We start from the raw sequence: 22,378 nt of genomic DNA, 5'->3' as shown, positions 1-22,378 counted from the left end.
TTAGCAAAAGTGCGATCGGCATAATAACTAATAACTAATGACTGATGACTATTTCCCCTCTTCTAACCTCAAAAAATGCACCTGTCCCGAAGCTTCCGCCACTACGATTGTCACCCCATCTGGTGCAATAGCGCAAGCTTTCAAAGCACTATCTCCCCTGAAACTAGCAATTACTTCTCGACTTAACAAATCCCAAACTTTGAGAGTATTATCGTCCGAAACAGAAATTGCCTTTGTTCCCATAGTCGCCAGAGATGTTACCGCCTCAGCATGACCTGCCAAAGTAAAAACTTCTTTTCTACCTGACAAATCCCAAACTTTCAAATTGTGTTCCCGCCCTCCTGAAATCGCCCATTTGCCATCCGCTGTAACTGCCACAGCATTCACAAAACTCTCATGACCTTTGAGAGTGAAAAGTAGATTTTTGACGGCTAAATTCCATAAAATTGCCAAAATATTCTTTTCTTTCCCCAAACTCCAAACTTTCAGAGTTTTGTCGCCGGAAGCCGAAATAACCCGCTTGCTGTTGGGGGTAACTGCCACAGCTTTTATCCCGTCCTCATGACCTGAAAAAGTAAAAAGTTCCTCTCCTGTTTCTAGATTCCAAACTTTAATAGTTTTGTCTCCCGAACCGGAAATAGCCATCGTTCCGTCTGCCGTCACTGCCACAGAATTTACCCAGTCTGTATGACCAGTGAAAGTAAAGATTTCCTTTCCGGTTTCTATATTCCAAACTTTCACAGTTTTGTCGCCGGAACCCGAAACTACTCGCTTGCTATCGGGTGTGATTGCGATCGCTTTTACCCAATCTTGATGTCCCGAAATAGTAAAAATTTCCTGTCCGTTTTTGAGATTCCAGACTTTAATGCTGTTGTCTCCTGAACCGGAAATTGCTTTCGTACCGTCCGGCGTCACTGCTACAGCATTTACCCAGTCATCGTGACCTGCAAATGATAAATTTTCTTTGCCTGTTTCTAAGTGCCAAACTTTGAGAGTTTTGTCCGAGGAACCAGAAACTATCCGCTGACCGTCGGGGGTAACAGCCACAGCATTCACTGGGGCGATGTGATTGGTAAAAGTGAAAAGTTCTTCTTTTGTTCCCAGATTCCAAACTTTTAGCGTTTTGTCGCCGGAAGCCGAAATTACTCGTTTGCCGTCGGGACTGACTGCCACAGCTTGAACGAAACTGGTGTGTTTTCCTAAAGTGAAAAGTTGCTTTCTTTCTGACAAACTCCAGACTTGAACAGTTCCGTCGTAACTGCCGGAAATTATTTTTTCGCCGTCTGGAGTAACTGCTACACTTTTTACCCAGTCTTCATGACCGATGAGAGTAAAAAGTTCTTTTCCGGTTTCTAGGTTCCAGACTTTCATGCTGTTGTCTCCCGACCCGGAAATCAACCGTTTGCTATCAGGAGTTACTGCTACGGACTGGACAAAACTGCTGTGACCTTTAAAGTTAAAAATTACTTCCCTGCTTCTCAAATCCCAAACTTTAATACTGCCATCCCAAGAACCTGAAATTACTCGCTTGCCGTCGGGAGTTACTGCTACTGCTTCTACGGCAAAAGTATCGCCGGCAAAAGTAAATATTTCTTGTCCAGTTTCTAAACCCCAAATTTTAATAGTATTGTCCCAAGAACCGGAAATTACTTTAGTGCCATCGGGGGTGACAGCTACAGCATTGACGTAGGTAAGATGACCTTTGAGGGTGGCAAGTTCTTCTCCTGTTTCTAAGTGCCAAATTTTGAGATTGTGGTCAGAGGAGGCAGAAATTGCCCGCTTGCCGTTCGGGGTGATTGCTACAGCTTGTACCCAGTCTGTATGTCCGGTGAGGGTACGCAATAATCTCCCGCCGGGAGGAGTAAAGCTGGGCGTTAGCGGTCGCAGCCAGGGGGTTGTTTGGTGTTGTGCCTGTGCTAGCAGTGCTTGAATATCTGGACTTTCAAAGCACATCAAGCGGGCTATTAGTTGGGTCGCTAGTTGACTTTTATCTGTGGCTAGAATGTGGGCAGACAGCCGAATTGCTTCTTGGATTAATTTTAGTTGGTCTGCCTTTTGCTCTGAGATAATAATATCGGAACTTGTTGCTAAATCGTAATCTTCTATTAGCGCCTGTACTCCCGATGCTGACAGCTTGGCTTTAATAAAATTGTAATCTGTTAGTAAGCTGTATAATTTTTCGGAGTCTGAAGCTGCTGCTAGCTGACTTGGCAGGATTCCCAGGTAGTGCGTCTGTTCTGCGGGCTTCATTTTATCCAGCCCTTGTTTAAACTCGGTCATAAATTTACGGATGTGTTTTTTAAATGTATGCGATCGCTAGCTGCACCCTACCGAAAAGCCGATCGAGAATCTTTTCTCTTAGACTTAGCATGACATATTTGAATGCTATGTGCTATGGGCTTGCTGTCCTCGGTTTGGTGATGGTTGGATGAATTGCTTGTTTTTTAGTCGAAGTCTGCTTTGAGAATTTTCAAGCAGTGCGATTACAATAAATCGCCGCCAATATAATTGAACTCAGCAACGCCCAATTTACCGATCGATCGACAAAAGCTCACATATATCGTTGTTTTTCTTAACATAGCTGGTATTTGGGCGATGATGGTCGATCGATCAACACTGTCAAACCTAATAATTTTTAGGTATCGCAATCCTATTTAAAGTGCGAAAAAAACTTTTTATAACGAAACATGATGGCGGATGATCTAATTTTCTCTCAAGTCGGCCGCATCAGCGAGGCAGATGTCCCCCTGGTTGGGTTTGCTACCTCAACGGCATCTGCAATCTGTTTCACCCAAAGCTCTCAGAAAGCTTTGCAGGTGCGCCCCCTTCCTCTAAAATATAGAAAAGGACTTGCACTCTTAAACCGGGTTTCTAGACAAAATCATTGGTTTGAGCGCTAGGTACGTAGGAAGAAACCGGGTTTCTGACTCCATAGCGCGCAAGTCACGATCGCAAATAAAGCAGTATTGACTTTAGAGACAAATTTCATGGATGTTATCGAGTTTTTCGAGTTAAGTGCGGGTAAATGGTTTTCTCAGCGTACCGTACACAATCTCAATTCTGGGGAATTGCAGGCGGGTAAATCCGACCTCAACATAGAAATACTGACAGCTAGCGATGCAGCAGTCGTCAAACTTTGCCAACAACACTCGATTAACCCGGCTTCAACTAAGCTAACCAGCGTTCGGATTAGTTGGGACGGTATTCCCGATCGCGACAAAGCTAAACAAATCGGTTCTACAATATTAGCGATCGTACCAAATCCCGACAATCCCAGCGAAGGCAAAGTATTGCAAGACAAGGGTAACAGTCGGTACGTGATGGGCGACGACGTGCTGACATTGATTACAGAATCAGACACCCTCCATGCCGAAGAAAGGCTGTGGTATCTCATGCCCAACCTGCGGCTGCGGACTAGCGTTGTTAAGCAAGCTAACGGTACCGAACAAGCATCTTTTTGTTCGGAAATTCGGATGGGAGTAAGTGCCCAAAATGAAAAGTGAAAAATAACTATCTAGTTCCCAAAGTTTACACTCTATTTCTGCTTTCTCCCTTCTTTCTTCGGCCTTCTCTGGCAATGGCTTTTAACTTGGTGTGAAAATCTGTGTGTTTGACAACTGGGAATGATTTTGCCACAGGTTTGTCGGCTAATTTGTGCTCAGCTTCGGCTCGATCAGCGAGGGCGGTAACAGCCACATCTTCATATACTACAAATTCTGTATTTTCTTTTGTGCGATCGTCCGCTGCGGGTAATTTTCCTGTTTCCTCTGCCTCTGTGTTTGGGACTTCTGCATGAAGTGCCACATCAAGTTGCGCCTCTGACGGTCCACGCCACTCTAACTCTGCGGCAGTTACTTCCGATTCCTGGTTTGATAAAAGTATATCTTCCGGTGACAGTTGATCAGCACTTTCCCCGGTTAAATTTTGAGGAAAATTATTGCATACCAAGCGTTCAAACTCGCGATTGAAATGATAGAGAGGTTGACCTATCCGATGCCACATACTCAATAGCTGTCCCACAGAAACAGCCTTGTAGCGCCCTTGATAAAGCGCTTCAACCACTGCTAAACGCAGCCAATAGCCGGGATACTTGGTCAGCCATTCACCCGCCAATTTCTCGGCTTTTTTGCCACCTAGGTCAAAACCGTAGTGAACCAGCAGAGCCGCTGCTTGTGCAGATATTGCCGTCACTTCTGTCATTTGTTGTCTGTTGACTGTTGACTGTTATCTGTTATCTGTTGACTGTTGACTGTTGGTTCCAATTACCCAATTACCAATTCCCCATTACCTATTACCTATTCTTAATTCCCCCTTACCAATTCCCAATGCCCAATGACCAATGCCCAATTAGCCAATTGAATTAATCTGATAAACGCACGCCTCCTTCTACAGTTCGCGCGTCCCCGGAAAAAGGTTCGGGAGTCCCATTCCAGTTGAAGTCGCTAACTCTAAAAGTCAGGCTGCCGACTTGACGCTCAGGATTAAAACGCAAAATGATTGCGTAACTGCGGCGACTGTATTCTAAAGTGTAATTCGTACTGATTGTTTCCCCGCTTTCTAAATTAATAGCACTTTGAAATCCAACTCGAAAGCCTCCGTAAACTTGCTGGACAAGCCCAAAAGACAGGACTCTCAAATCTACTAAGCGATCAAATAAAAACGGCGATATACCATCCCGCCCCACCTGGGTATAAGTCACGTTAAACCCAGTGTAATCGAGGAAAGGGCGGGAGAAATGACCGAACTGCCCTTGAATGCCGACGCTGCCGGCGAGGGAATTTTGTCTGTCGCCACTGCTGTAATAAGTGCCAACTCCCCGGAGTCCCAAGGCCAGTTGCAAGAAAGGAACCACCGGCGACCGCGTATACCTCAAACCCTGGGTGGGAGTGCGGGGCAGCGGTTCGCCCTCCCACAGGTTGAAGCCGCGGCTTAAGGCGAAGCTGACTTGGGAACGGCCCAGATCGACGCGGTTGTTTTCCCGCACTGGTTCGAGCAACTCTGCTCGATCGGTGTCAGCATTGATAAATTGATACCCAGCTTGGTAGCTGAGATTGATGCCAGTGCCTCCGAGTGGGATGACTGGGGAAGTGAGGACTGCCCCGAGGCTGCTCTGCACGGTTTGATAGCCCAGAGAACCGTTAAACAGCCGATCGCGATAACTGTATTCTGCTGCCAGAGTGTGAGTGCCGATCAACTGTCGCAGGCGCAAATTGCCCCGAAAGCTGTTTTCCGGCAAATTCGGGAAATCTTCCAAACTCAGAAATATTGCCGCTCCGTCCAGCCTGGTGCGCGGGCCGAGACTAGCGCGTAACCTCGCTTTCAGCCCGTAGCTGTCGGGAGAAAACGGATTACCGCCGTGCTTTTCCACAACCCGCTGCAGGTAAATTTGGGGCGTTAGGGTCAGCCGCACCGGCCCGTTTTGCAACACCTCAAAACCGCACTCGGCATACAAACCGCCGCGGTCGCCTCCGTCGTAGCCAAAGGTCAAACACGGGCCGTTCTGCTGCCTGCTGTCAAACACTTGCCTGCGGGGATACACGGGTATTTTCACGCGGTTGTCGAACACCAAGCGGGGTTTAGTTGTGACCAATTCCTCTGCCGTGGGCGAAATCCTTCTAATCGTCGCCCTCCGGGCCCTGTATTCAAATTCCGGCGGGGAAAACGGATCGTTAGTAAGCCGAATGTTGGTTGCTACCCTCGCGCCGTCTGGCAGCAGTTCGATGCGTTCTGCTTCAAAGCGGACGCGGTTGACCGCGCCGGTCACTTGGGGGGCTGCTAGCTGTCCGCCGCCACCGAGAGTCACTGTAGCAGCGCCGGGGGATTTGACTCCGCGCAGGGGCTGCTGGCTGGTAATTTGATCGCTCAGCGGCTGTTCGAGAATCGTCCCGGCACTGATATCCGTCGGCAGTGTGGGGGTCAATTCGCTACCTGCTGCTGGCAGGAAAATTTCGCCCCTGGCTTGTTCGACTGCGCCGCTGTTGAGGCCGAGATTGAACTCCATCCGCTGGCCGCGCACTACTTGTTGGCCGCGGGTATAGGCGACATTGCCGGATGCTACCACTTGGCGGGTGACTAAGTTGACGATCGCTCGATCGGCATCAATCACAGTTTGCCGGAACCGGACAACGACATTACCAACCGCCGTGACAATTTGCTGCTTGTCGTCGAATTCTTGGCTGTCAGCCTTAACTTCAATAGTATCGGCCGGAGTGACCGGAAAAGGCACCGTCCGCTGAGAAGGCGCGGTGCGGACTCCCGGCGCGGCTGGTTTAGGCTTCGGTGTCGGCGCAGCGGGTGTTCTGGGTGCGGGGGCAGTTCCTGGTGTGGGAATGTCGAACTGCTGTTGCCCGCTGGGTGCTGGTTCTAGCGCGGGTTCTGGAACGGGAATCTCCGCAGGTTCGGGAGGGTTATCTTCTAACTGCCGGTTTTGGGCCTGATACCAACTTTCCTGCTTTCCGACAACATTCCTCTCCTGTTTTCTCTGCGCCTCTGCGGTTCGTTTTCGATTGCGAATGGCAAGGGCATTTTCTACCGAACCCAATTGGTAAGCAGTAAACGAGGAATCTTTCGGAGTTTCCGCAGTTTCGGGTTCTCCCACAGGAGGCCGACGCTGAAATCCCACCACTGCCTCGCCGCTTTCCACGGCAGCTAGGGGGTCGGCGATTTCTGGAGGCTGGTCGGTGGCTGGGGTAGTGCCGAGGAGTGTGGCTGCTGGTTCTGCTGGGGCTGGTGTGGGTTCTGGCTCAACAATATCTGGGCTTGGTTCCGGTATTTCTGCGGGGTTGCTGCGGGTGTCTCCATCGCCGGCCGCGACAGTGAGGGCGACTTTTTTTGGCTTTGCGATGTAGATGATGCCAGGGGGTTCTGGCGGCGGTACCGGATAGGGCATAGTTACAACAGGTAAGTCATCCGATTTTAGATTTTAGATTTTAGATTTTAGATTTTATAGGGTGCAAATTATTGAAAATTTTTGCATCTAAAAGGTAACTGTTTAGACATTAATCTGACATCTAAAATTTGCAGTGGCTTTGGCGCGCCGGAATATGGCTGCTTTCAGAACTTGCTTCCGCCACAAGATAACCTCGCTGCTGGTGCGAGGTCAAGTTTTTTCGACTAATTTTTGCGAGTTTGCGGGCTAGCTGGGGGGCTGCGGTAGCGTACCCCCCAGCCACCGGGCGGGATAACTTGTTTATTCCATGTCTCTGCGGTTGGGGTTCCGGGCTGGGTCATTGGACAAAAATCCAAATATGAACAGGGAAACAAAAAATAAAACAACTACATTAACTACGATTTTGAGGGTTAGCACTGTGGGAGTCTCCAAAGATGGCATAATACTGAGCTGATTTGCTGCTGTTGCAGCAACTTTTTTATCATAAGCTAAAGATTAGTCAATTTTATCTTTGCTTTTGAGGATTTTTGGCAAGTTGATTTTTGCCCAATTCCAGAGTTGCTCGGCGATGTTTTCTAGCCGCAGCATAACTCGATCGAGCCATTCGAGCACTTGTTCTAGCGGATGCTTAATATATCCCATGGATTCTGCTTTTGTTTCTAAGTAGTCTCCATCGGATGGGACGCCTGCGCTGGGATTTTTGGGTTCGGCTGCGGCGGGGGTTGCGGGGGTGTATCTGCTAGTTTGCGCGGTGATTGCTGCTGGGGATTGGTGGTTTTGTGCGGTGTTCGGGTTTGTGTTTTTTGGCACTTGGGTTTCCGGCGCGCGCCCTGGGGTTGATTCTGCTGCGAGTGCAGAGCTATTTTTTTGAGTAACTGCTAAATCAGATGCTGTTTCGGGTTGACTTGTTGGGCTTTTTGTCAGCAAGCTCTGTTTTAGCTGCCCCAGCAGGCGGTGAAGTGCTTCGGGGTAAGGGGATATGGAGACTGCGGTCGATCGACCTTCTGCCAATTCTCCTGCTTCTGCCATTTCCTCCTTGACTTTTGGGCTAACTTGTGCTAATAGGCTTGGAGCTGCTGCCTGGGGTTCGGAACTTCCGTCGGTTAAATGCTGCGGTGCTGCTTCGCCGAATAAGTCTTGCCAGTTCAGCCAAGGTCGATCGACCTCTGGGCTGTTTTGTGTATTTTCTTGTTCTTGTCGCTGTTTCAAATAATACTGAATTGCGACTGATTTCTCCGTATTATCGCTGGCAGCGGTTTCTTGGCCCAAAAGGTGATCTACTGACGACCAAATGACTTGTTCGATGTTGCGAGCGTATTTTTCGAGGATGTCGCGGGCGGAAAAATCTAATTTAGTTTCGGTGCCGGATGTGTCAATTTTTACTCCTGAGTTTTCTGTGGGCGCGGCGATTGTTTTTACCGATGGCGGTAGGGTAAGTTCTTCCAGGTTGACGGCGGCGCGATCGAGTAATGTAACAAAGGAGAGAGGAGTAGGGGGTCGATCGAACTTGCTGTTAAAATTAGTTTCTACTTTTGGGGTATTGCGGTCGATCGAATTCGATGCCACAATTGACTGCTGTGCGGTTTTTGCTTCGATCTGGGCGCGGGCTTTTTGGACTAGGATTGAATTGCGGTCGATCGATTTTTTAACTGCAAGGATTGATTCTCCAAACTGATTTCTTTTGAGAGCAACCGGACTCGTCTGAAGCCATGCCATCAATTCCCAAAAACGACGCACCGGCGGCAACTGCGCTTTTTTGGCTGCCGACTCCAAACCGAGATTAAATTTTAATTCTTTTTGGGTAATTTCCCGCCGTTCGGGCCCGCAGTTTGCTACTTCCCAAGTTATGCGACCTTCGAGCAGTTCCTGCTGTTCGGGTGTCAAAATATCTAAAACCTGATTTTCCCTTCCGACCAATACTAAAGTGCGGGCTGGGATAAAACTGGCAATTCCCTCAACTTTTGGTTGCGGTTTTAATCCTGTTTTAGCAACCGGGAGTTCTAAGACGGAAGTTGTTTGATGCTTTGTGATTTGTCCGCTAAAATTGATTGCCGGAGGTAAATCGCTAGCAGTATTTCCCTGATTAATTAACAGCGGGAAGGTGGCTAAAGTTTTCGCGGTTTGCGACGAGTTTAGTAAATTTTCGGCGAGGTGCAAAATTTCGGCGATCGAACTTTCGTCGGAAGTTTCCCCCTGATACCAATTTTGTTGCCCATCGGGATTTTCGTCGCCGACAAATTCTTGCAGTTCAGGTAAATCTACTTTTTGACTTGATTCCCGCAACTGTCTGCCTAGCAGTCGGGAACTTTGCACCAGCAAATAAGCTGGATAAAGCAGAATTTGGGTAGCGGTGAGAGTGGCTTCTTTAATTTGACGCCAAGTTCGATCGCAATTGTCAGCGACTTGGCGGGACTGTTTCGATATAAAATTTAATAGCCGGCTTTGGTAGGGGCCGTAGTAACCGTTGGACATAAGTTTTATTCTTGAATTCAGATTTTTGATTCGCGCCGGAATAGCTGAATATTGCTGTAAAATCAAAGCGAGATCTTAATCGCAGCTTCAAACCCTCTGAAACCTTTATTTCTTCGCGTCCTTTGCGTCGGGGCGGTTTAATCCGATTTTTGATTAATACACAATTCCTATTTTAGCGAAATATGAGCGCTTCTGTGTCACCTGCTAGCAACAATATTTCTGCCGCTGTCGAGAAGTTGCGCCGCCTCAGCCAAGTGGAGGTTCAGTCTGGTTGGAGGTACTGCGATTCTGACTCTGCTGTCTCTTCGGTAAATATTTGTAACAGCCCTGTTGCTGAACTTAACAGCAAAGGACATATTGCTTGGCCGTCTGGGAAGCAAGTTTTGTATTTGGGTCAGCAATTTGTAATTCCTGACAATTTGCACGGCTATCCTGTGGTTGGTTTGCGGTTGCTGCTGGGTTTGACTTGGTGGGCAGAAGATGCTCAAATTTTTGTGAACGGCGAGTTAGTCGGACAGGGAGATTTATTTGATTTTGCCGATCGAGTTTTGTTGAGTTCGTCGGCCAATCCCGGAGATGAATTTTTAGTTATTTTGCGGTTGGTAAGTCCGGGTCACGATAACGGTGCTTTAGTGCGATCGATTTGTTTGTACGAAGCTGCTGACTCTTCTTGTTTCGATCCGGGTTTTGTGGCTGCCGAATTAGAGATTTTGCAAAATTCGCTAAGTCGAAATTTAGAAAATTTAAATTCCCAATACCTCTCCACTGAAACAATAGCAATTCGCCCTATGTTTGTCAAGGGGGAAACGCTGAAATCTGAGATTGATTTGGCGATGGATTTGATTGATTGGTCGGCGGTGGGCGATCGCGAAAAGTTCGATCGCTCGTTGTCTGTTTTGCGGCACAATTTACTGGGATATCTGCGGGCTTTTTCTGGGGATTTAGATGAGGGAACCGCAGAGGGCGCAGAGGGCGCAGAGAGAGGAAGAAGAGAGGAAGTTTCGGAGGTTGGAGAAAAGGGCAATTCTACATATATATATATAGGAGAAATTGGTGAACTGACATCTTTTTCTGGGGATTTAGATGAGGGAACCGCAGAGGGCGCAGAGGGCGCAGAGGGAGGAAGAAGAGAGGAAGTTTCGGAGGTTGGAGAAAAGGGCAATGCTACATCTATATATATAGGAGAAATTGGCGAGCTGACATCTATATATACAGGTAAAATCTATTTGGTCGGTCATGCTCATTTAGACTTAGCTTGGCTGTGGCCTGTCCCGGAAACTTGGCAAGCGGCCCAGCGAACTTTTGAGTCGGTATTGAAATTGCAATCGGAGTTTCCCGATTTGATTTTCTGCCATTCAACTCCGGCGCTTTATGCTTGGATGGAAGAACATCGCCCGGACTTATTTGTTGCGATTAAAAAACAGGTGGCGGCGGGTTGTTGGGAAGTTGTCGGCGGGATGTGGGTAGAACCGGATTTAAACTTGATTTCCGCTGAATCAATGGTGAGACAAGTTTTTTACGGACAGCGTTACGCAAAAGAAAAATTTGGGGAATTGATGCGGGTGGCTTGGCTACCGGATACTTTCGGTTTTGGGTGGCAATTACCTCAGATTTTGCGGCAAGGCGGAGTTGACTATTTTGTGACGCAAAAGTTGCGTTGGAACGATACAACGGAATTTCCCCACGGTGCATTTTGGTGGGAAGGGTTGGACGGTACTAAAATATTTAGCATGATGTCTGCTCTCATTGGCGAAAGTATAGAATCTGTGAAAATGGCAAGTTATGCTTTTGACTGGCAAGTTAAGACTGGTTTGCAAGATGCTCTTTGGTTGCCTGGGGTTGGCGACCACGGCGGTGGCCCGACTCGTGATATGTTGGAGGTGGCGAAACGCTGGAAAATGTCGCCTTTTTTTCCGAAGTTGGAGTTTGCGAAAGCGGTTGATTATTTGTCTTTGATTGAGAGTCAGTTTTTGCCTGAAGTTACGGCAACTAAGTCCGAAAGCTATGTTCCAGAATCGGACAACCAGGAGAATTTACAGGCGCGAGAATTGTCAAACTTGTCGGCAATTTCGGATGCAAATCATTCCATCTCACAACTCAAAACTATTCCCCCCAGTCTCCCTGTTTGGAAAGACGAACTTTATTTAGAATTCCACCGAGGCTGCTACACGACTCGCGCCGACCAAAAACGCCAAAACCGCCGCTGCGAAGAATTGCTCTACCAAGCGGAGTTGCTGTCTTCGCTGGCAACGATTTGTACTGGTGCAGTTTATCCGAAATCAGAATTAGAATCAGCTTGGAAACAAATTTTGTTTAACCAGTTTCACGATATTTTGCCCGGTTCTGCGATCGCCCAAGTCTACGCGGATGCTAATCTAGCCTTTGCCGAGGTCGATCGCACTTGTCGCGAAATCCTGCTAAAATCTTTGGATGCACTCTCGGCTCAAATTTCTCTGCCGAATCCTCCGCAGCCCGACGCTCAACCGATTTTGATTTTCAATACTCTCAATTGGTCGCGCTCTGAGGTTGTCGCCGTACCGCTTCCCGATGCCGCTGATTCAGCTTGGCAAATTTACGATTTTTCCCGACGGCGATTGGCTTCGCAGATTGTCAGGGGCGATCGACTCGAATCGCAATCTAAACTATTATTCTGGGCAAATAATCTCCCTGCCGTTGGCTACCAGGTGTTTTGGCTGTGTCGCGAAGACGCTCAAACTGTGGATAATGCGTCCCCGAGTCCAGAAACCGAAAAAAAGACAGAGTTATCAAAACTTACATACGGTATAGCACAAAAAAACACAGTTAGTCAAGAAACGCCTTTTGCAGCCGCACAAATTGTTTTAGAAAATGAATTTATTCGGGCAACCGTAGACGGCAAAACTGGGGATTTATCCAGCATTTGGGATAAAGTAAATAACCGAGAAGTCCTGAATGCAGCAGGCGGAAATCAACTGCAAGCATTTCAAGACAGCGGTCAATATTGGGATGCTTGGAACATCGATCCAAATTATGAAAAACATCAGTTACCCGCGCCCCCACTCAAAGATATTGCTTGGGTAGAGCAGGGAGAAATACGGCAGAGTTTGCGCGTAGTCCGACAAATTGGCCAATCGGAGTTTTGCCAAGATTATATAGTAGAAATAGGTTCGCCGCTGCTGAAAATCAAGACAGTTGCAGATTGGCAAGAAACTCACGTTTTAGTAAAAGCAGCCTTTGGGTTAAATGTAGAAGCAGATTTTGCAACTTGCGAAATTCCCGGCGGTGCGATCGATCGCACAACCAAGCCGCAAACACCCGCCGAAAAAGCCAAATGGGAAGTGCCGATTTTGCGCTGGACTGATATCAGCAATGACGGTTTTGGAGTCAGTTTGCTCAATGATTGCAAATATGGTTGCGACCTTCAACCAACTCAAATTCGGCTGACTTTGCTTCGGGGTTCGACTTGGCCGGATGAACAAGCAGATGTAGGAGTTTCCGAATTTACTTGTGCAGTCTATCCCCACGCTGGAAATTGGCAAGAAGCCGGCACAGTTCGGCGCGGCTACGAGTTGAATTTGCCGCTGCTAGTAAAGGTGTTGCCACAGTTGGAAGAAAATCGAAACAAGAGTTTACCCGGAGTTGGCAAGTTCTTGGATTTGTCGGCGGACAATTTAGTTTTGATGGCTTTCAAACAATCGGAAGACGATTCTAATGTGTGGATTTTGCGGTGTTGCGAATCCGAGGGAAAGGAGGCTGTGCTCGAATTGAACAGTGATTTGGAATTAGAGATTGTAGAGCCAGTAGATTTGTTAGAACGACCTGCAAATTTGTCGAAAAAGCTGCCGGAAGGGCGAGGATTTAAGATAGACCCTTGGAAAATCGCCAGTTTTGCAGTTGTGCGCCAAACAGAGACCTAAAGACTTGATACCGAAATCTGCAAGGATTTGTCAACCTACCTCTTTCCCTCTCATCTATTCTCTTCTCATCTCCCCTCTGCGCCCTCTGCGCCCTCTGCGGTTCATGCAAAAAAAATTCAGTTGGCACAGCTAAAAGCCCAAAGCTAAAATTTAATTGGGTAGTGCTTTTATGTAAAGGATGGAGAAATTTGAGGCGGTTGAACTTTCAGTATTCCTAATCGGATTTGGTGATTGTAGTCATGAATGAAGTTCCAAATAGCACCCTTGTGATTCTCCAACTTTTTAGAAAACGATAACGTCTTCCTGACTAATCGCGAAATTCGTTGCCTGAGAGTATTGTTCAATCGTTCAATGTAACTGGTTAATCCACTTTCCTTGCCGACAGACTTATGCCTTTTACTTGGTAAAACTACGGCATAGGCTTCCCAGTGATCGGTATAAATCTTGGCACATTGGCGATAGACACTCGGTAGTGAATCCCATAATGCTTGAGCCGACTTCGAGGAGCGGTCTCCAATATGACATCCGATCACTTCCCGAGTCTTGGTATCCATTGCTAACCAGACCCATTGTTTATTCCCTTTGTCATCTACAAAAGACCAGAGTTCATCCATTTGGACTGTGTGTTTTCCAACTTCTTTCGGGATGACCGTGGCTTTGAGTTCTATTGCACCGTACAAGTGGTTCACATAATTTTGGAGCCAGCTCTGGGAAACGCCCATGACTCGGGCAATACCAGCGAGGGAAATCCGCTCCAGCAGAAGTAACTCAATTTTTGCCAAAGTGTCGGTGTCTTTGGCTGTCCACTGAGGATTTTCGACAAATTGCCGACCACAGTCGCGACATTTGTGGTTTTGTTTGCCCCGACGAGTCATCCCATTTTTCATTACATCGTCAGAACCACAAGTGGGACAAATCAGATAGGGTTTCATGATGAGACTCCTCAAAAGACTGGACATAGAGGTATTATCCTCCATCCTTTACATAAAAGCACTACCTTTAATTGTACGAGCCTGATAGGGCAATAATTATTCTCTTTTAGTACAGCCAAAAATAAGCTATTCCCAAAGTAACTAAAGTCAGCGGCAGCCCGAACCGCAAATGCTCCTTAAAAGTCAGCCGATCGCCTGATTGCCGTGCAGCAACTTCAGCTACAATTAAATTAGCCACAGAACCCAACAAAGTTAAATTCCCCGCTAGAGTAGAACCCGCAGCCAACAACAGCCAAGCTTGCGTATCTGTTTTGACAATCACCGATTGCAGAACTAACACCGCCGGTACGTTAGAAATTAAGTTAGAAAGAATTACTGTTACTCCCAACAAACTTAGCGGCGTACCAGTCAAATTAGTTAAATTGTCCAACAAACCGAGTTGTTGAGTTGCTTTAGTCACTACAAATAATCCCGCAAACATCACTAGCAAATTCCAGTCAACACCTTGCAAAATGCGATCGGACTTGACGCGCCTAGTAATTAACAATATACTGGCAGCTATCCAGGCAGATTCTGCTAAAGGTGCACCCGCTAAAAAAGCTACCAAAAGTCCTGCTGTCACCCACAAACTTTTTGCCAGTAAAGGCTTAAACAATCGATAGCGGACTTGGGGAACCTCCGGCAAAGATTTGCAAGAACGCACTTCTGGATAAAGCAACCACAGCCAAGCTACTTGAACCAGCAAACAAATTAAAGCTACTGGTGCGAGAGAGCGGGCAAATTCTAAATAACTAATTCCCGAAAAAGAACCGACGAGAATATTTTGCGGGTTGCCACTCACAGTCGCCACTGAACCTAAATTAGTACCTCCGGCTAAAGCTAAAAAATAAGGGATAGGATTGAGAGACAAAGAGCGAGTTAGACTCAGCGTTAAAGGGGCCAGCAAAATAGCAGTAGTGTCGTTGAGAAAAAATGCCGATAGAATGCCGCTGCCAAAAGTAACGGCTACCATAATGCCGAAAGGAGAACGAGTAAATCGAGTTAAAAACTCCAAAGCGAGTTGAAAAAAACCGGATGCTCCCAAAGCGGAATTAACGACCATCATTCCCAGCAAAAAAACGATCGTATTTGGGTCGATCGCCTCCCAAGCAGTTTTGAGGTTAAGTATTCCCAAAGCTACCGCAAAACCTGACCCGACAATTGCAACCGCCGCCCGGTTCATCCGCAGCCCCGGCAAATATCCCAAACCGAATCCCAAGTAGGTCAGTCCCAAGACTAGGTATTTGAGTGTTATCATATATACTTAAAATGCTTGATTGCCGCTTTTTTCCATTGTCTGGGATGCTAAAAGTACAGACCGGGTAATTGCAGCTAAACCTGCTGGCATTGCAACTAGCGCTAAATATCGCCGTGGAAAATAGCCAGTTTTGCAGTAAATTTATCAATACCAATTGAGATATAGTACCTCATCGCAAATTTATCCAACCTTTTGGGACTTTGCGAACTTAGTGCGAACAAAATTTGTCAATCGGCGCCAATTAGCCCTCACCACTTTCTTCTGATCTATAATATGCAAAATCGCGAACGCTAAAAATGTGTACGCCAGCCAAAAATGCAAACTCCTTCCCAGATCAACCATTGCGGAATTCTGGGGAAACATATCCGGCAAAACAATTCCGAAAAATTTCACATTGTTACTTTTGTAAGAGTTAGAAAGCAAGAAACCAGCAACCGGAACTAGCCACATAAAAACATACAAAGTTGTGTGCAGAGCAAAATTTTTGTACCATTCCTTCGTAAACTTTGGCAGGCGTTTCGTATATTTTTTCCACCATACCCTCAGCAGAGTTAAAATCCGCCAAGTCAGTAAAGCCATTGTCAGCACTCCTACGGATTTGTGAAAATCGTAAAGGGGGCCTCGAATAAACAATTCTCCTGGCAATCGAGCCATAGAAGTACCGGTAATAAACAGCACTAAATAGCAAGCTGACATCACCCAGTGTAAGGACATCAGTTGTTTGAACGCAGAATTAAGTCTGGGTTTCGCAGCGGGTTTTAGGGTACTCACTCTTTCTTACCTCCTTAGCATTTGCTGCACAAGATTAAGTATAAACTATAGGACTAAAGCCCGTGGTTGATTGTGCATTATAAGATTTACTTAACTTAACTATTGCAAATATTTATTAAACAGTCAAATTAACTATATTCACGATCGTCATTCCCAACATAAAACATCGTACTGGGGTCGATCGCCTCCCAAGCAGTTTTCAGGTCGAGTATCCCTAAAGCCACCACAAAAGCTGACCCGATAATTGCAACCGCCGCCCGGTTCATCCGCAGCCCCGGCAAATATCCCAAACCGAATCCGAAGTAGGTCAGTCCCAATATTAGGTATTTGAGTGTTATCATATATACTTAAAACCATTGATTGTCGGTTTTTTTTTATTGTCTAGGATGCTAAAAGTACAGACGGGATAATTGCAGCTAAACCTCCTGGCATTGCAACTAGCGGGAAATATCGTCTGCAGACCGTGTACCAGCTACCAAGAAACACAGTGGTTGGATGGGGAAGCGAAAACCAGCACGCTGGACAAGTGGTATTTTTGTTACAACTTGTAACTTTTTTCAAACAACAGGTTTAATTTAGTTTCACAAAAAAGTTAAATTCCAGAAAGTAAAATTAATTACAGTCGAGTTAAGCTAAAAGTGTTTGCTAAAAAAAGTAATTCAAGCAACCCCGAAACCAACTATTCTCACTTGCTCGACACGGACGGCGAGTTCGCGATAGCAAAACTTTCGTGCAGCCAACAAGTCGAACAAGATTGGTATGGAACTCTCTACGAGAATTTTCCGGGCATTTACTTCGTTCTAGATGCTTTGGGAAGAGTTTTTTCGCTCAATCAATTCGGTGCGTCTCGCCTCGCCTACAAATCGCAGGAATTAATTTGTCATTCAATTTTTAACATATTTTACTGCCAAGAGCAAGGCAAAATGCAGGCAGAATTTGCTGGATTGGCCCAGCCGGAAAACGGTACGCCAACTCCAAAAATTGCCTGTTGGGAAGGCTGCTTGACTTGCAAAGACGGCAAGATTATTAGGGTAAAAGCAACCGCGCGCCCAATGCCGGCGGTTGATTGGAAAATAGAGGAAAATACTAATGGTCGCTCAATTGCCAATTTTCAACGGCCGGCTGTACTGTTAGTTTGCGAAGAAATTAAGGCCGCTTCGCAGTCACCCATGCCGCCCAACCAGAGAGGAAATTGGCGCAGTCCAACTTTGGCGATCGCAAAATTAGCCAAAAGTCAACTTAAAGAACGCAACAATATAGAAGACTTCATCCGCGAAGTAACAGAAACCGCTGTCAGTATTATCAACTGCGATCGAGCCAGTATTTGGCTGTATGGCGAAGACAAAACGCAGCTTCACTGCATCGACCTTTACGAACAAAATACTAAACTCCATTCCGTACAAATCATCATCACAGCGGCCGACTGTCCGGCCTATTTTCAAGCTTTAAAATCTGCCAGTGTGATCGCAACTGTGGCCGCAGAAAATGACCCCAGAACGCGAGAACTTGTCGGTCTTTATTTGCTCGATCAGGGCACGACTTCCCTGTTAAACGTACCGATTGTGCTAGCAGGTAAAATGGCGGGAATAGTCAGCGCCGAACGCCAGGGTGCCGACGGTGATTGGACGGAAGAAGAACACGAATTTACCCAAATATTAGCAGATTTTGTATCCTCAAGTTTGTCAGCTAGCGAAAAGTTAAAATTAGAAGCAATGCGGCACGAACAGCAGCAAAACTTGCTGACCCAATACTACGATCAACTAGAAGAAAGAGTAGAAAGACGTACTGCTGAGCTCAAAAAAGCTAACCAAAAACTGCAAAAAGAAATAATTAAAAGAAAACAAGCAGAAGCCGAACTACGCCTGCAGCAACAAGAACAGCAAATAATTTTTGATTCCGTGCCGGCGATGATTTGGCTCAAAGATACCGAAAGTCGCCTGCTGCGAATTAATCAAGCCGCCGCTGCATCGAGAGGTTTGCCCGCAGCTCAATTAGAAGGTAAATCTTTTTATGAAATCTATCCAGACGAAGCAGAGCAATATTATTTAGAAGATTTGGAAGTAATCAATTCTGGCGTTCCCAAGCAGGGCCAAGTCGAACTGCTACCAACAGTTGCTGGTCAAAAATGCTGGGTGCGTACAGATAAAATACCTTACCGCGATGAAACAGGTAAAGTCGCTGGTGTAATCGTGTTTGCAGTAGATATTACTGATTTAATTAAAGTCGAAAGAGAACTGCGAGAATATCGCGATCGCCTCGCAGAAAAAGTCGAGAAACGTACTGCTATGTACAGGCAAGCCATGACCGCTTTGTACTCGGCAAATACGCAACTGCAACAGCTAATTAACAACAGCTACTCCTCTGGCGAAAATGGCAGCAGCCACTCCGCAGCACGCTTGCTCGAATGCGAAGCTTATTTTGAAGCAGTTGCCGTGGCTGACCGCGACACAATTTTGAGCGTCAGCAGTAATTTTGCCCAACTTTTCGGTTACGAACCTGCGGAAATGGTGGGAATGAGCTTGCTAGAACTACTGTCGCCGAAATCATACAAACAGGCGCCGCAAATGATTTCTGCTGCCAGCAATACAGTCTGTGAAACGATTTTTCTTAAGCGAGATGGAACTGCTTTTCCTGCTGACGTTCGCAGCAAATTCGTATTTTGGGAAGGTCGTTTAGTACAGGTGAAAGCAGTCCGAGACCTCACAGAACGGAAATTGACCGCAGCAGAATTAGAGCGATCGCGGTCTTTGCTGCACGCTACCTTAGAAGCAACGGCAGACGGCATTCTCGCCGTTACTACCGCCGGAGAAATGATTAGTTATAACGAAAAGTTAGTTCAAATGTGGGGAATTTATGAAGAAGTAAGAAACTCAATGGATAGAACGGTGCGACTGGCATTTCTCACTAAGCAAGTTAAAGATCCGAGAGCTTTTTTGCAGAGAGTTAAAGAATTTTATAGTGATACGGAGTCGGAAGGTTGCGATATTCTCGAATTTAAAGACGGTCGCACTTTTGAGCGCTACACGCAGCCGATTCGAGTCGGACAAAATATTATTGGCAGGGTGTGGCGCTTCCGCGATATTACATCTCGCGAAAAGGTGACGGCAATGTTGGGAGATTCTCAAAGGCGCTTTCGGGCAATTTTTGATTCTTCTTTTCAATTTGTGAGCTTATTGAAACCGGACGGCACTCTGCTGGAAGCTAACCAAACTTCTCTAGATTTTGCGGGAATTAAGCTACGGGATGTGGCCAATAAACCGTTTTGGCTATTGCCTTGGTGGGGAGATTCTGAGGAAGTTCAGGAACAGTTGCAAGAGGCGATTTCTCGATCGGCAAGAGGTGAATTTGTCCGCTATGAAGTGGAAGTTCAAGGTGTAAATCGGACGGCAACTGTTGATTTTTCTCTCAAACCGGTCGCGGATGAAACGGGCAAAATAGTATTGTTGCTGCCGGAAGGTCGGGACATTACTAAAAGTAAGCAAGCCCAAGTCGCGCTGCGGCAACAAATAGAACGGGAACGCCTGATCGGGCAGATTCAATCGCGAATCCGTTCTTCTCTGGATCTCCAAGATATTCTCAACACTACAGTAGCGGAAGTGCGGGAGTTTTTGGTAACCGATCGCGTGCTGATTTTCCGCTTCCGACCAGACTGGAACGGAGATGTGGTGGTGGAGTCGGTTGCAGAAGGATGGATGCCACTCAAAGGGATGGGAATTGACGATTGCTGTTTTGCCACTACTTACATCGGACAGTATTTAAAGGGTCGCATTCGCGCCATAGAGGATATTCATGCTTCTAATTTGAGCGAGTGTCACCTTAATTTTTTGGAGAATTGTCAGGTGAAGGCAAATTTGGTGGTGCCGATTGTCCAGCAGGGAATAGAACCGAGGGAAGGTAACGGTTCTTGTCAAGTGCCGAAGTTGTGGGGTTTGCTGATTGCCCACCACTGTTCGGCACCCCGCCAGTGGCAGCAGTTTGATGTGGATTTGCTTAGTCAGTTGGGTACTCAAGTGGCGATCGCGATCGAACAATCTTTACTTTACCAGCAGCTAGCTGCGGCCAACCAGCGGTTGGACGGGTTGGCGAATTTGGACAGTCTGACTCAACTAGCTAACCGCCGCCGTTTTGACGAGGTGATCAACCGAGAATGGGAGCAGTCGAGCTCTTCGGAACCGCTATCTTTGATTCTGTGCGACATTGACTGTTTTAAACTTTACAACGACAATTACGGCCACCAAGCCGGGGATGCTTGTTTGCAGCAAGTGGCGCGGGCGATCGGGGATGCTTGCACAAACGCACCCGCAGAACGCCTTTATTTGGCTGCTAGGTACGGCGGCGAGGAATTTGCGGTAATTTTGCCAAATACAGATGTCGTCGCTGCACAGGCTGTTGCCGAGGGAATCCGCAGCCGCGTCAAAGCCTTGGCAATTCCTCACATCAAGTCTGTTGTCAGTGATTCTGTGACTCTCAGCTTGGGAGTTGCGGCAGTTTCGCCAAGTCAAAACTCCCCGAAAATGTTGATTGAAGCTGCGGATAAGGCATTGTATCGAGCTAAGTCTGGCGGGCGCGATCGAGTGGCGATCAGCCAGTAATTATTAGTTGTTATTGGTTATTGGTTATTGGTTACTTGTTATTTGTTGGTTATGAGTAATTTGTTTCTCCTAACTCATAACCAACAAATAACCAATAACTAAAGTAAAGTGATATCGCTAAGTGCGATCGTACTAGCTTCCACCCCTACCAACAGAACTAACCGTTCCCCACTTGCTTTACTAATTAAAGTGCCTTCGGTAATTTGAATTTTTGCCCAATTCCCAATTGGTTCGCCTTTATATTGTAGCACATCCAGCCCTTTTGTGAAATCAGAAATAACATCAAATTCGCCGTTATTTTCTAACACAAACGTGTCATTCCCTATGCCTCCAATTAGACTATCATCCCCCAAACCTGAGATTAAAATATCATCGCCAAAACCGCCAATGAGAGTGTCACTGCCAGCCCCGCCAAAGATAGTGTCATTTCCCTCGCAGCCATCCAGCAAATCGCTACTTTCATTCCCACTTAAGAAATCATTGCCAGCACCTCCGCAGATAGTATCACTGCCCAAATTGCCGTACAGAAGATCGTTTCCTTTGCCACCGAACACAATATCATTACCTTTACCGCCAAATGCAGAATCATTACCTTTACCGCCCTGGATAAAATCAGCACCTTCATTGCCAAAAATTAAGTCGTTTTCTTCTTTGCCATTTAGGGAATCGTTACCACGATTGCCAAAAATGATATCTTCACCTTCACCACCAACAATGATGTCATTATTCTTGCCTCCCAAAAGGATATCATTCCCCTTGTTGCCGTCAATAAAATCATTGCCTCGGTTCCCGTAAAAGATGTCGTTTCTTTCACCGCCATAGAGGTTATCGTCCCCTAAATTCCCATCGAAAAGGTTCTGATTCGGACTGCCGTAAAAAGCATCATTTTCCCCGCTGCCTAACTGAATTTCACCGCTACCATTGCTGTTGATAGTATTGTCAACTGGATTGGGTTGGTTGAAATTGGGCTGCGGAATAGTATCGCAAATGCAATCGCTTTCCATTGGCGTGGGAGTCGGTGTTCCCGATGGCGTGGGAGTCGGTGTTCCCGATGGCGTGGGAGTCGGCGTTTCCGATGGCGTGGGAGTCGGCGTTTCCGATGGCGTGGGAGTCGGCGTTTCCGATGGTGTAGGAGTAGGTGTTTCCGATGGTGTAGGAGTAGGTGTTTCCGTCGGAGTCGGGGTTCCCGTTGGAGTCGGAGTTTCCGTTGGAGTGGGCGTCGGAGTTTCCGTTGGAGTCGGGGTTCCCGTTGGAGTCGGCGTTTCCGTCGGAGTCGGGGTTCCCGTTGGAGTCGGAGTCGGGGTTCCCGTTTCCATCGGAGTCGGCGTTTCCGTCGGAGTCGGAGTTTCCGTTGGAGTCGGAGTCGGAGTCGGAGTCGGAGTCGGAGTCGGAGTCGGCGTTTCCGTCGGAGTCGGAGTCGGAGTCGGAGTCGGAGTCGGAGTCGGCGTTTCCGTCGGAGTCGGAGTCGGAGTCGGAGTCGGAGTCGGAGTCGGAGTCGGAGTCGGAGTCGGAGTCGGAGTCGGAGTCGG

14 protein-coding genes are annotated in these 22,378 nt (G+C 46.9%); 4 read left to right on the top strand and 10 right to left on the bottom strand.

Annotation, left to right across the window (positions count from 1 at the left end):
* Positions 1 to 48 precede the first annotated feature (48 nt).
* Positions 49 to 2,292: a beta-propeller domain-containing protein gene (locus QUA77_RS03160; protein WP_333449265.1), complete on the bottom strand. Its 2,244-nt coding sequence runs from the start codon at positions 2,290 to 2,292 to the stop codon at positions 49 to 51.
* Between the two features lie 695 nt (positions 2,293 to 2,987).
* On the opposite strand from QUA77_RS03160, the gene QUA77_RS03155 reads away from it, so the two are divergent.
* On the top strand, positions 2,988 to 3,503 hold the full coding sequence (locus tag QUA77_RS03155) for a phycobiliprotein lyase (protein WP_333041157.1): 516 nt from the start codon (positions 2,988 to 2,990) through the stop codon (positions 3,501 to 3,503).
* A 25-nt stretch (positions 3,504 to 3,528) separates the two neighbouring features.
* Here QUA77_RS03155 and QUA77_RS03150 read toward each other — a convergent pair whose 3' ends face one another.
* From QUA77_RS03150 to QUA77_RS03135, 4 genes are all read right to left on the bottom strand, one after another.
* Complete coding sequence (locus tag QUA77_RS03150; RefSeq protein ID WP_333041158.1) at positions 3,529 to 4,200, bottom strand: hypothetical protein; 672 nt, start codon at positions 4,198 to 4,200, stop codon at positions 3,529 to 3,531.
* A 160-nt stretch (positions 4,201 to 4,360) separates the two neighbouring features.
* On the bottom strand, positions 4,361 to 6,889 hold the full coding sequence (locus QUA77_RS03145) for a DUF3769 domain-containing protein (RefSeq protein WP_333449238.1): 2,529 nt from the start codon (positions 6,887 to 6,889) through the stop codon (positions 4,361 to 4,363).
* Between the two features lie 300 nt (positions 6,890 to 7,189).
* Positions 7,190 to 7,306, bottom strand: coding sequence for a photosystem II reaction center protein I (locus QUA77_RS03140; protein ID WP_039887172.1), 117 nt, complete (start codon positions 7,304 to 7,306; stop codon positions 7,190 to 7,192).
* Positions 7,307 to 7,384: 78 nt separating this feature from the next.
* Positions 7,385 to 9,361: a hypothetical protein gene (locus tag QUA77_RS03135; protein ID WP_333449237.1), complete on the bottom strand. Its 1,977-nt coding sequence runs from the start codon at positions 9,359 to 9,361 to the stop codon at positions 7,385 to 7,387.
* A gap of 182 nt (positions 9,362 to 9,543) precedes the next feature.
* Between QUA77_RS03135 and QUA77_RS03130 the strand changes: the two genes are divergently transcribed.
* On the top strand, positions 9,544 to 13,257 hold the full coding sequence (locus tag QUA77_RS03130) for an alpha-mannosidase (RefSeq protein WP_333449236.1): 3,714 nt from the start codon (positions 9,544 to 9,546) through the stop codon (positions 13,255 to 13,257).
* Between the two features lie 167 nt (positions 13,258 to 13,424).
* Here QUA77_RS03130 and QUA77_RS03125 read toward each other — a convergent pair whose 3' ends face one another.
* The 4 genes from QUA77_RS03125 to QUA77_RS03110 all read right to left on the bottom strand — a co-directional run bounded on the left by QUA77_RS03125 (position 13,425) and on the right by QUA77_RS03110 (position 16,598).
* Positions 13,425 to 14,177, bottom strand: coding sequence for an IS1 family transposase (locus QUA77_RS03125; protein WP_333449264.1), 753 nt, complete (start codon positions 14,175 to 14,177; stop codon positions 13,425 to 13,427).
* Between the two features lie 118 nt (positions 14,178 to 14,295).
* On the bottom strand, positions 14,296 to 15,486 hold the full coding sequence (locus tag QUA77_RS03120) for an anion transporter (protein WP_333449235.1): 1,191 nt from the start codon (positions 15,484 to 15,486) through the stop codon (positions 14,296 to 14,298).
* A 180-nt stretch (positions 15,487 to 15,666) separates the two neighbouring features.
* The gene (locus QUA77_RS03115; RefSeq protein WP_333041163.1) at positions 15,667 to 16,257 is read right to left on the bottom strand and encodes a cytochrome b; all 591 of its coding nucleotides are present in this window, start codon (positions 16,255 to 16,257) and stop codon (positions 15,667 to 15,669) included.
* Positions 16,258 to 16,385: 128 nt separating this feature from the next.
* On the bottom strand, positions 16,386 to 16,598 hold the full coding sequence (locus tag QUA77_RS03110; protein WP_333041164.1) for a hypothetical protein: 213 nt from the start codon (positions 16,596 to 16,598) through the stop codon (positions 16,386 to 16,388).
* 297 nt (positions 16,599 to 16,895) lie between these two features.
* Here QUA77_RS03110 and QUA77_RS03105 point away from each other — a divergent pair, with 297 nt between their 5' ends.
* On the top strand, positions 16,896 to 20,849 hold the full coding sequence (locus QUA77_RS03105) for a PAS domain S-box protein (protein ID WP_333449234.1): 3,954 nt from the start codon (positions 16,896 to 16,898) through the stop codon (positions 20,847 to 20,849).
* A gap of 98 nt (positions 20,850 to 20,947) precedes the next feature.
* Here the strand turns inward: QUA77_RS03105 and QUA77_RS03100 are convergent, their stop codons facing one another.
* Positions 20,948 to 21,853 carry a calcium-binding protein gene (locus QUA77_RS03100; protein WP_333449233.1) on the bottom strand — a complete coding sequence of 302 codons (906 nt, stop codon included), beginning with the start codon at positions 21,851 to 21,853 and terminating at the stop codon, positions 20,948 to 20,950.
* Between QUA77_RS03100 and QUA77_RS03095 the strand changes: the two genes are divergently transcribed.
* Positions 21,837 to 22,378: hypothetical protein (locus tag QUA77_RS03095; protein WP_333449232.1), on the top strand; the 542-nt coding region annotated here is incomplete at its 3' end. The genes QUA77_RS03100 and QUA77_RS03095 overlap by 17 nt on opposite strands.

The organism is Microcoleus sp. K5-D4, from assembly GCF_036704575.1.
GTDB lineage: Bacteria > Cyanobacteriota > Cyanobacteriia > Cyanobacteriales > Microcoleaceae > Microcoleus.
This window is presented reverse-complemented; position numbering and strand designations above follow the sequence as displayed.

Excerpts from the sequence above, each read along its gene's own strand:
- QUA77_RS03155 (WP_333041157.1), top strand. The coding sequence starts at position 2,988 with ATGGATGTTATCGAGTTTTTCGAGTTAAGTGCGGGTAAATGGTTTTCT.
- QUA77_RS03150 (WP_333041158.1), bottom strand. The coding sequence starts at position 4,200 with ATGACAGAAGTGACGGCAATATCTGCACAAGCAGCGGCTCTGCTGGTT.
- QUA77_RS03145 (WP_333449238.1), bottom strand. The coding sequence starts at position 6,889 with ATGCCCTATCCGGTACCGCCGCCAGAACCCCCTGGCATCATCTACATC.
- QUA77_RS03135 (WP_333449237.1), bottom strand. The coding sequence starts at position 9,361 with ATGTCCAACGGTTACTACGGCCCCTACCAAAGCCGGCTATTAAATTTT.
- QUA77_RS03130 (WP_333449236.1), top strand. The coding sequence starts at position 9,544 with ATGAGCGCTTCTGTGTCACCTGCTAGCAACAATATTTCTGCCGCTGTC.
- QUA77_RS03120 (WP_333449235.1), bottom strand. The coding sequence starts at position 15,486 with ATGATAACACTCAAATACCTAGTCTTGGGACTGACCTACTTGGGATTC.
- QUA77_RS03110 (WP_333041164.1), bottom strand. The coding sequence starts at position 16,598 with ATGATAACACTCAAATACCTAATATTGGGACTGACCTACTTCGGATTC.
- QUA77_RS03100 (WP_333449233.1), bottom strand. The coding sequence starts at position 21,853 with ATGGAAAGCGATTGCATTTGCGATACTATTCCGCAGCCCAATTTCAAC.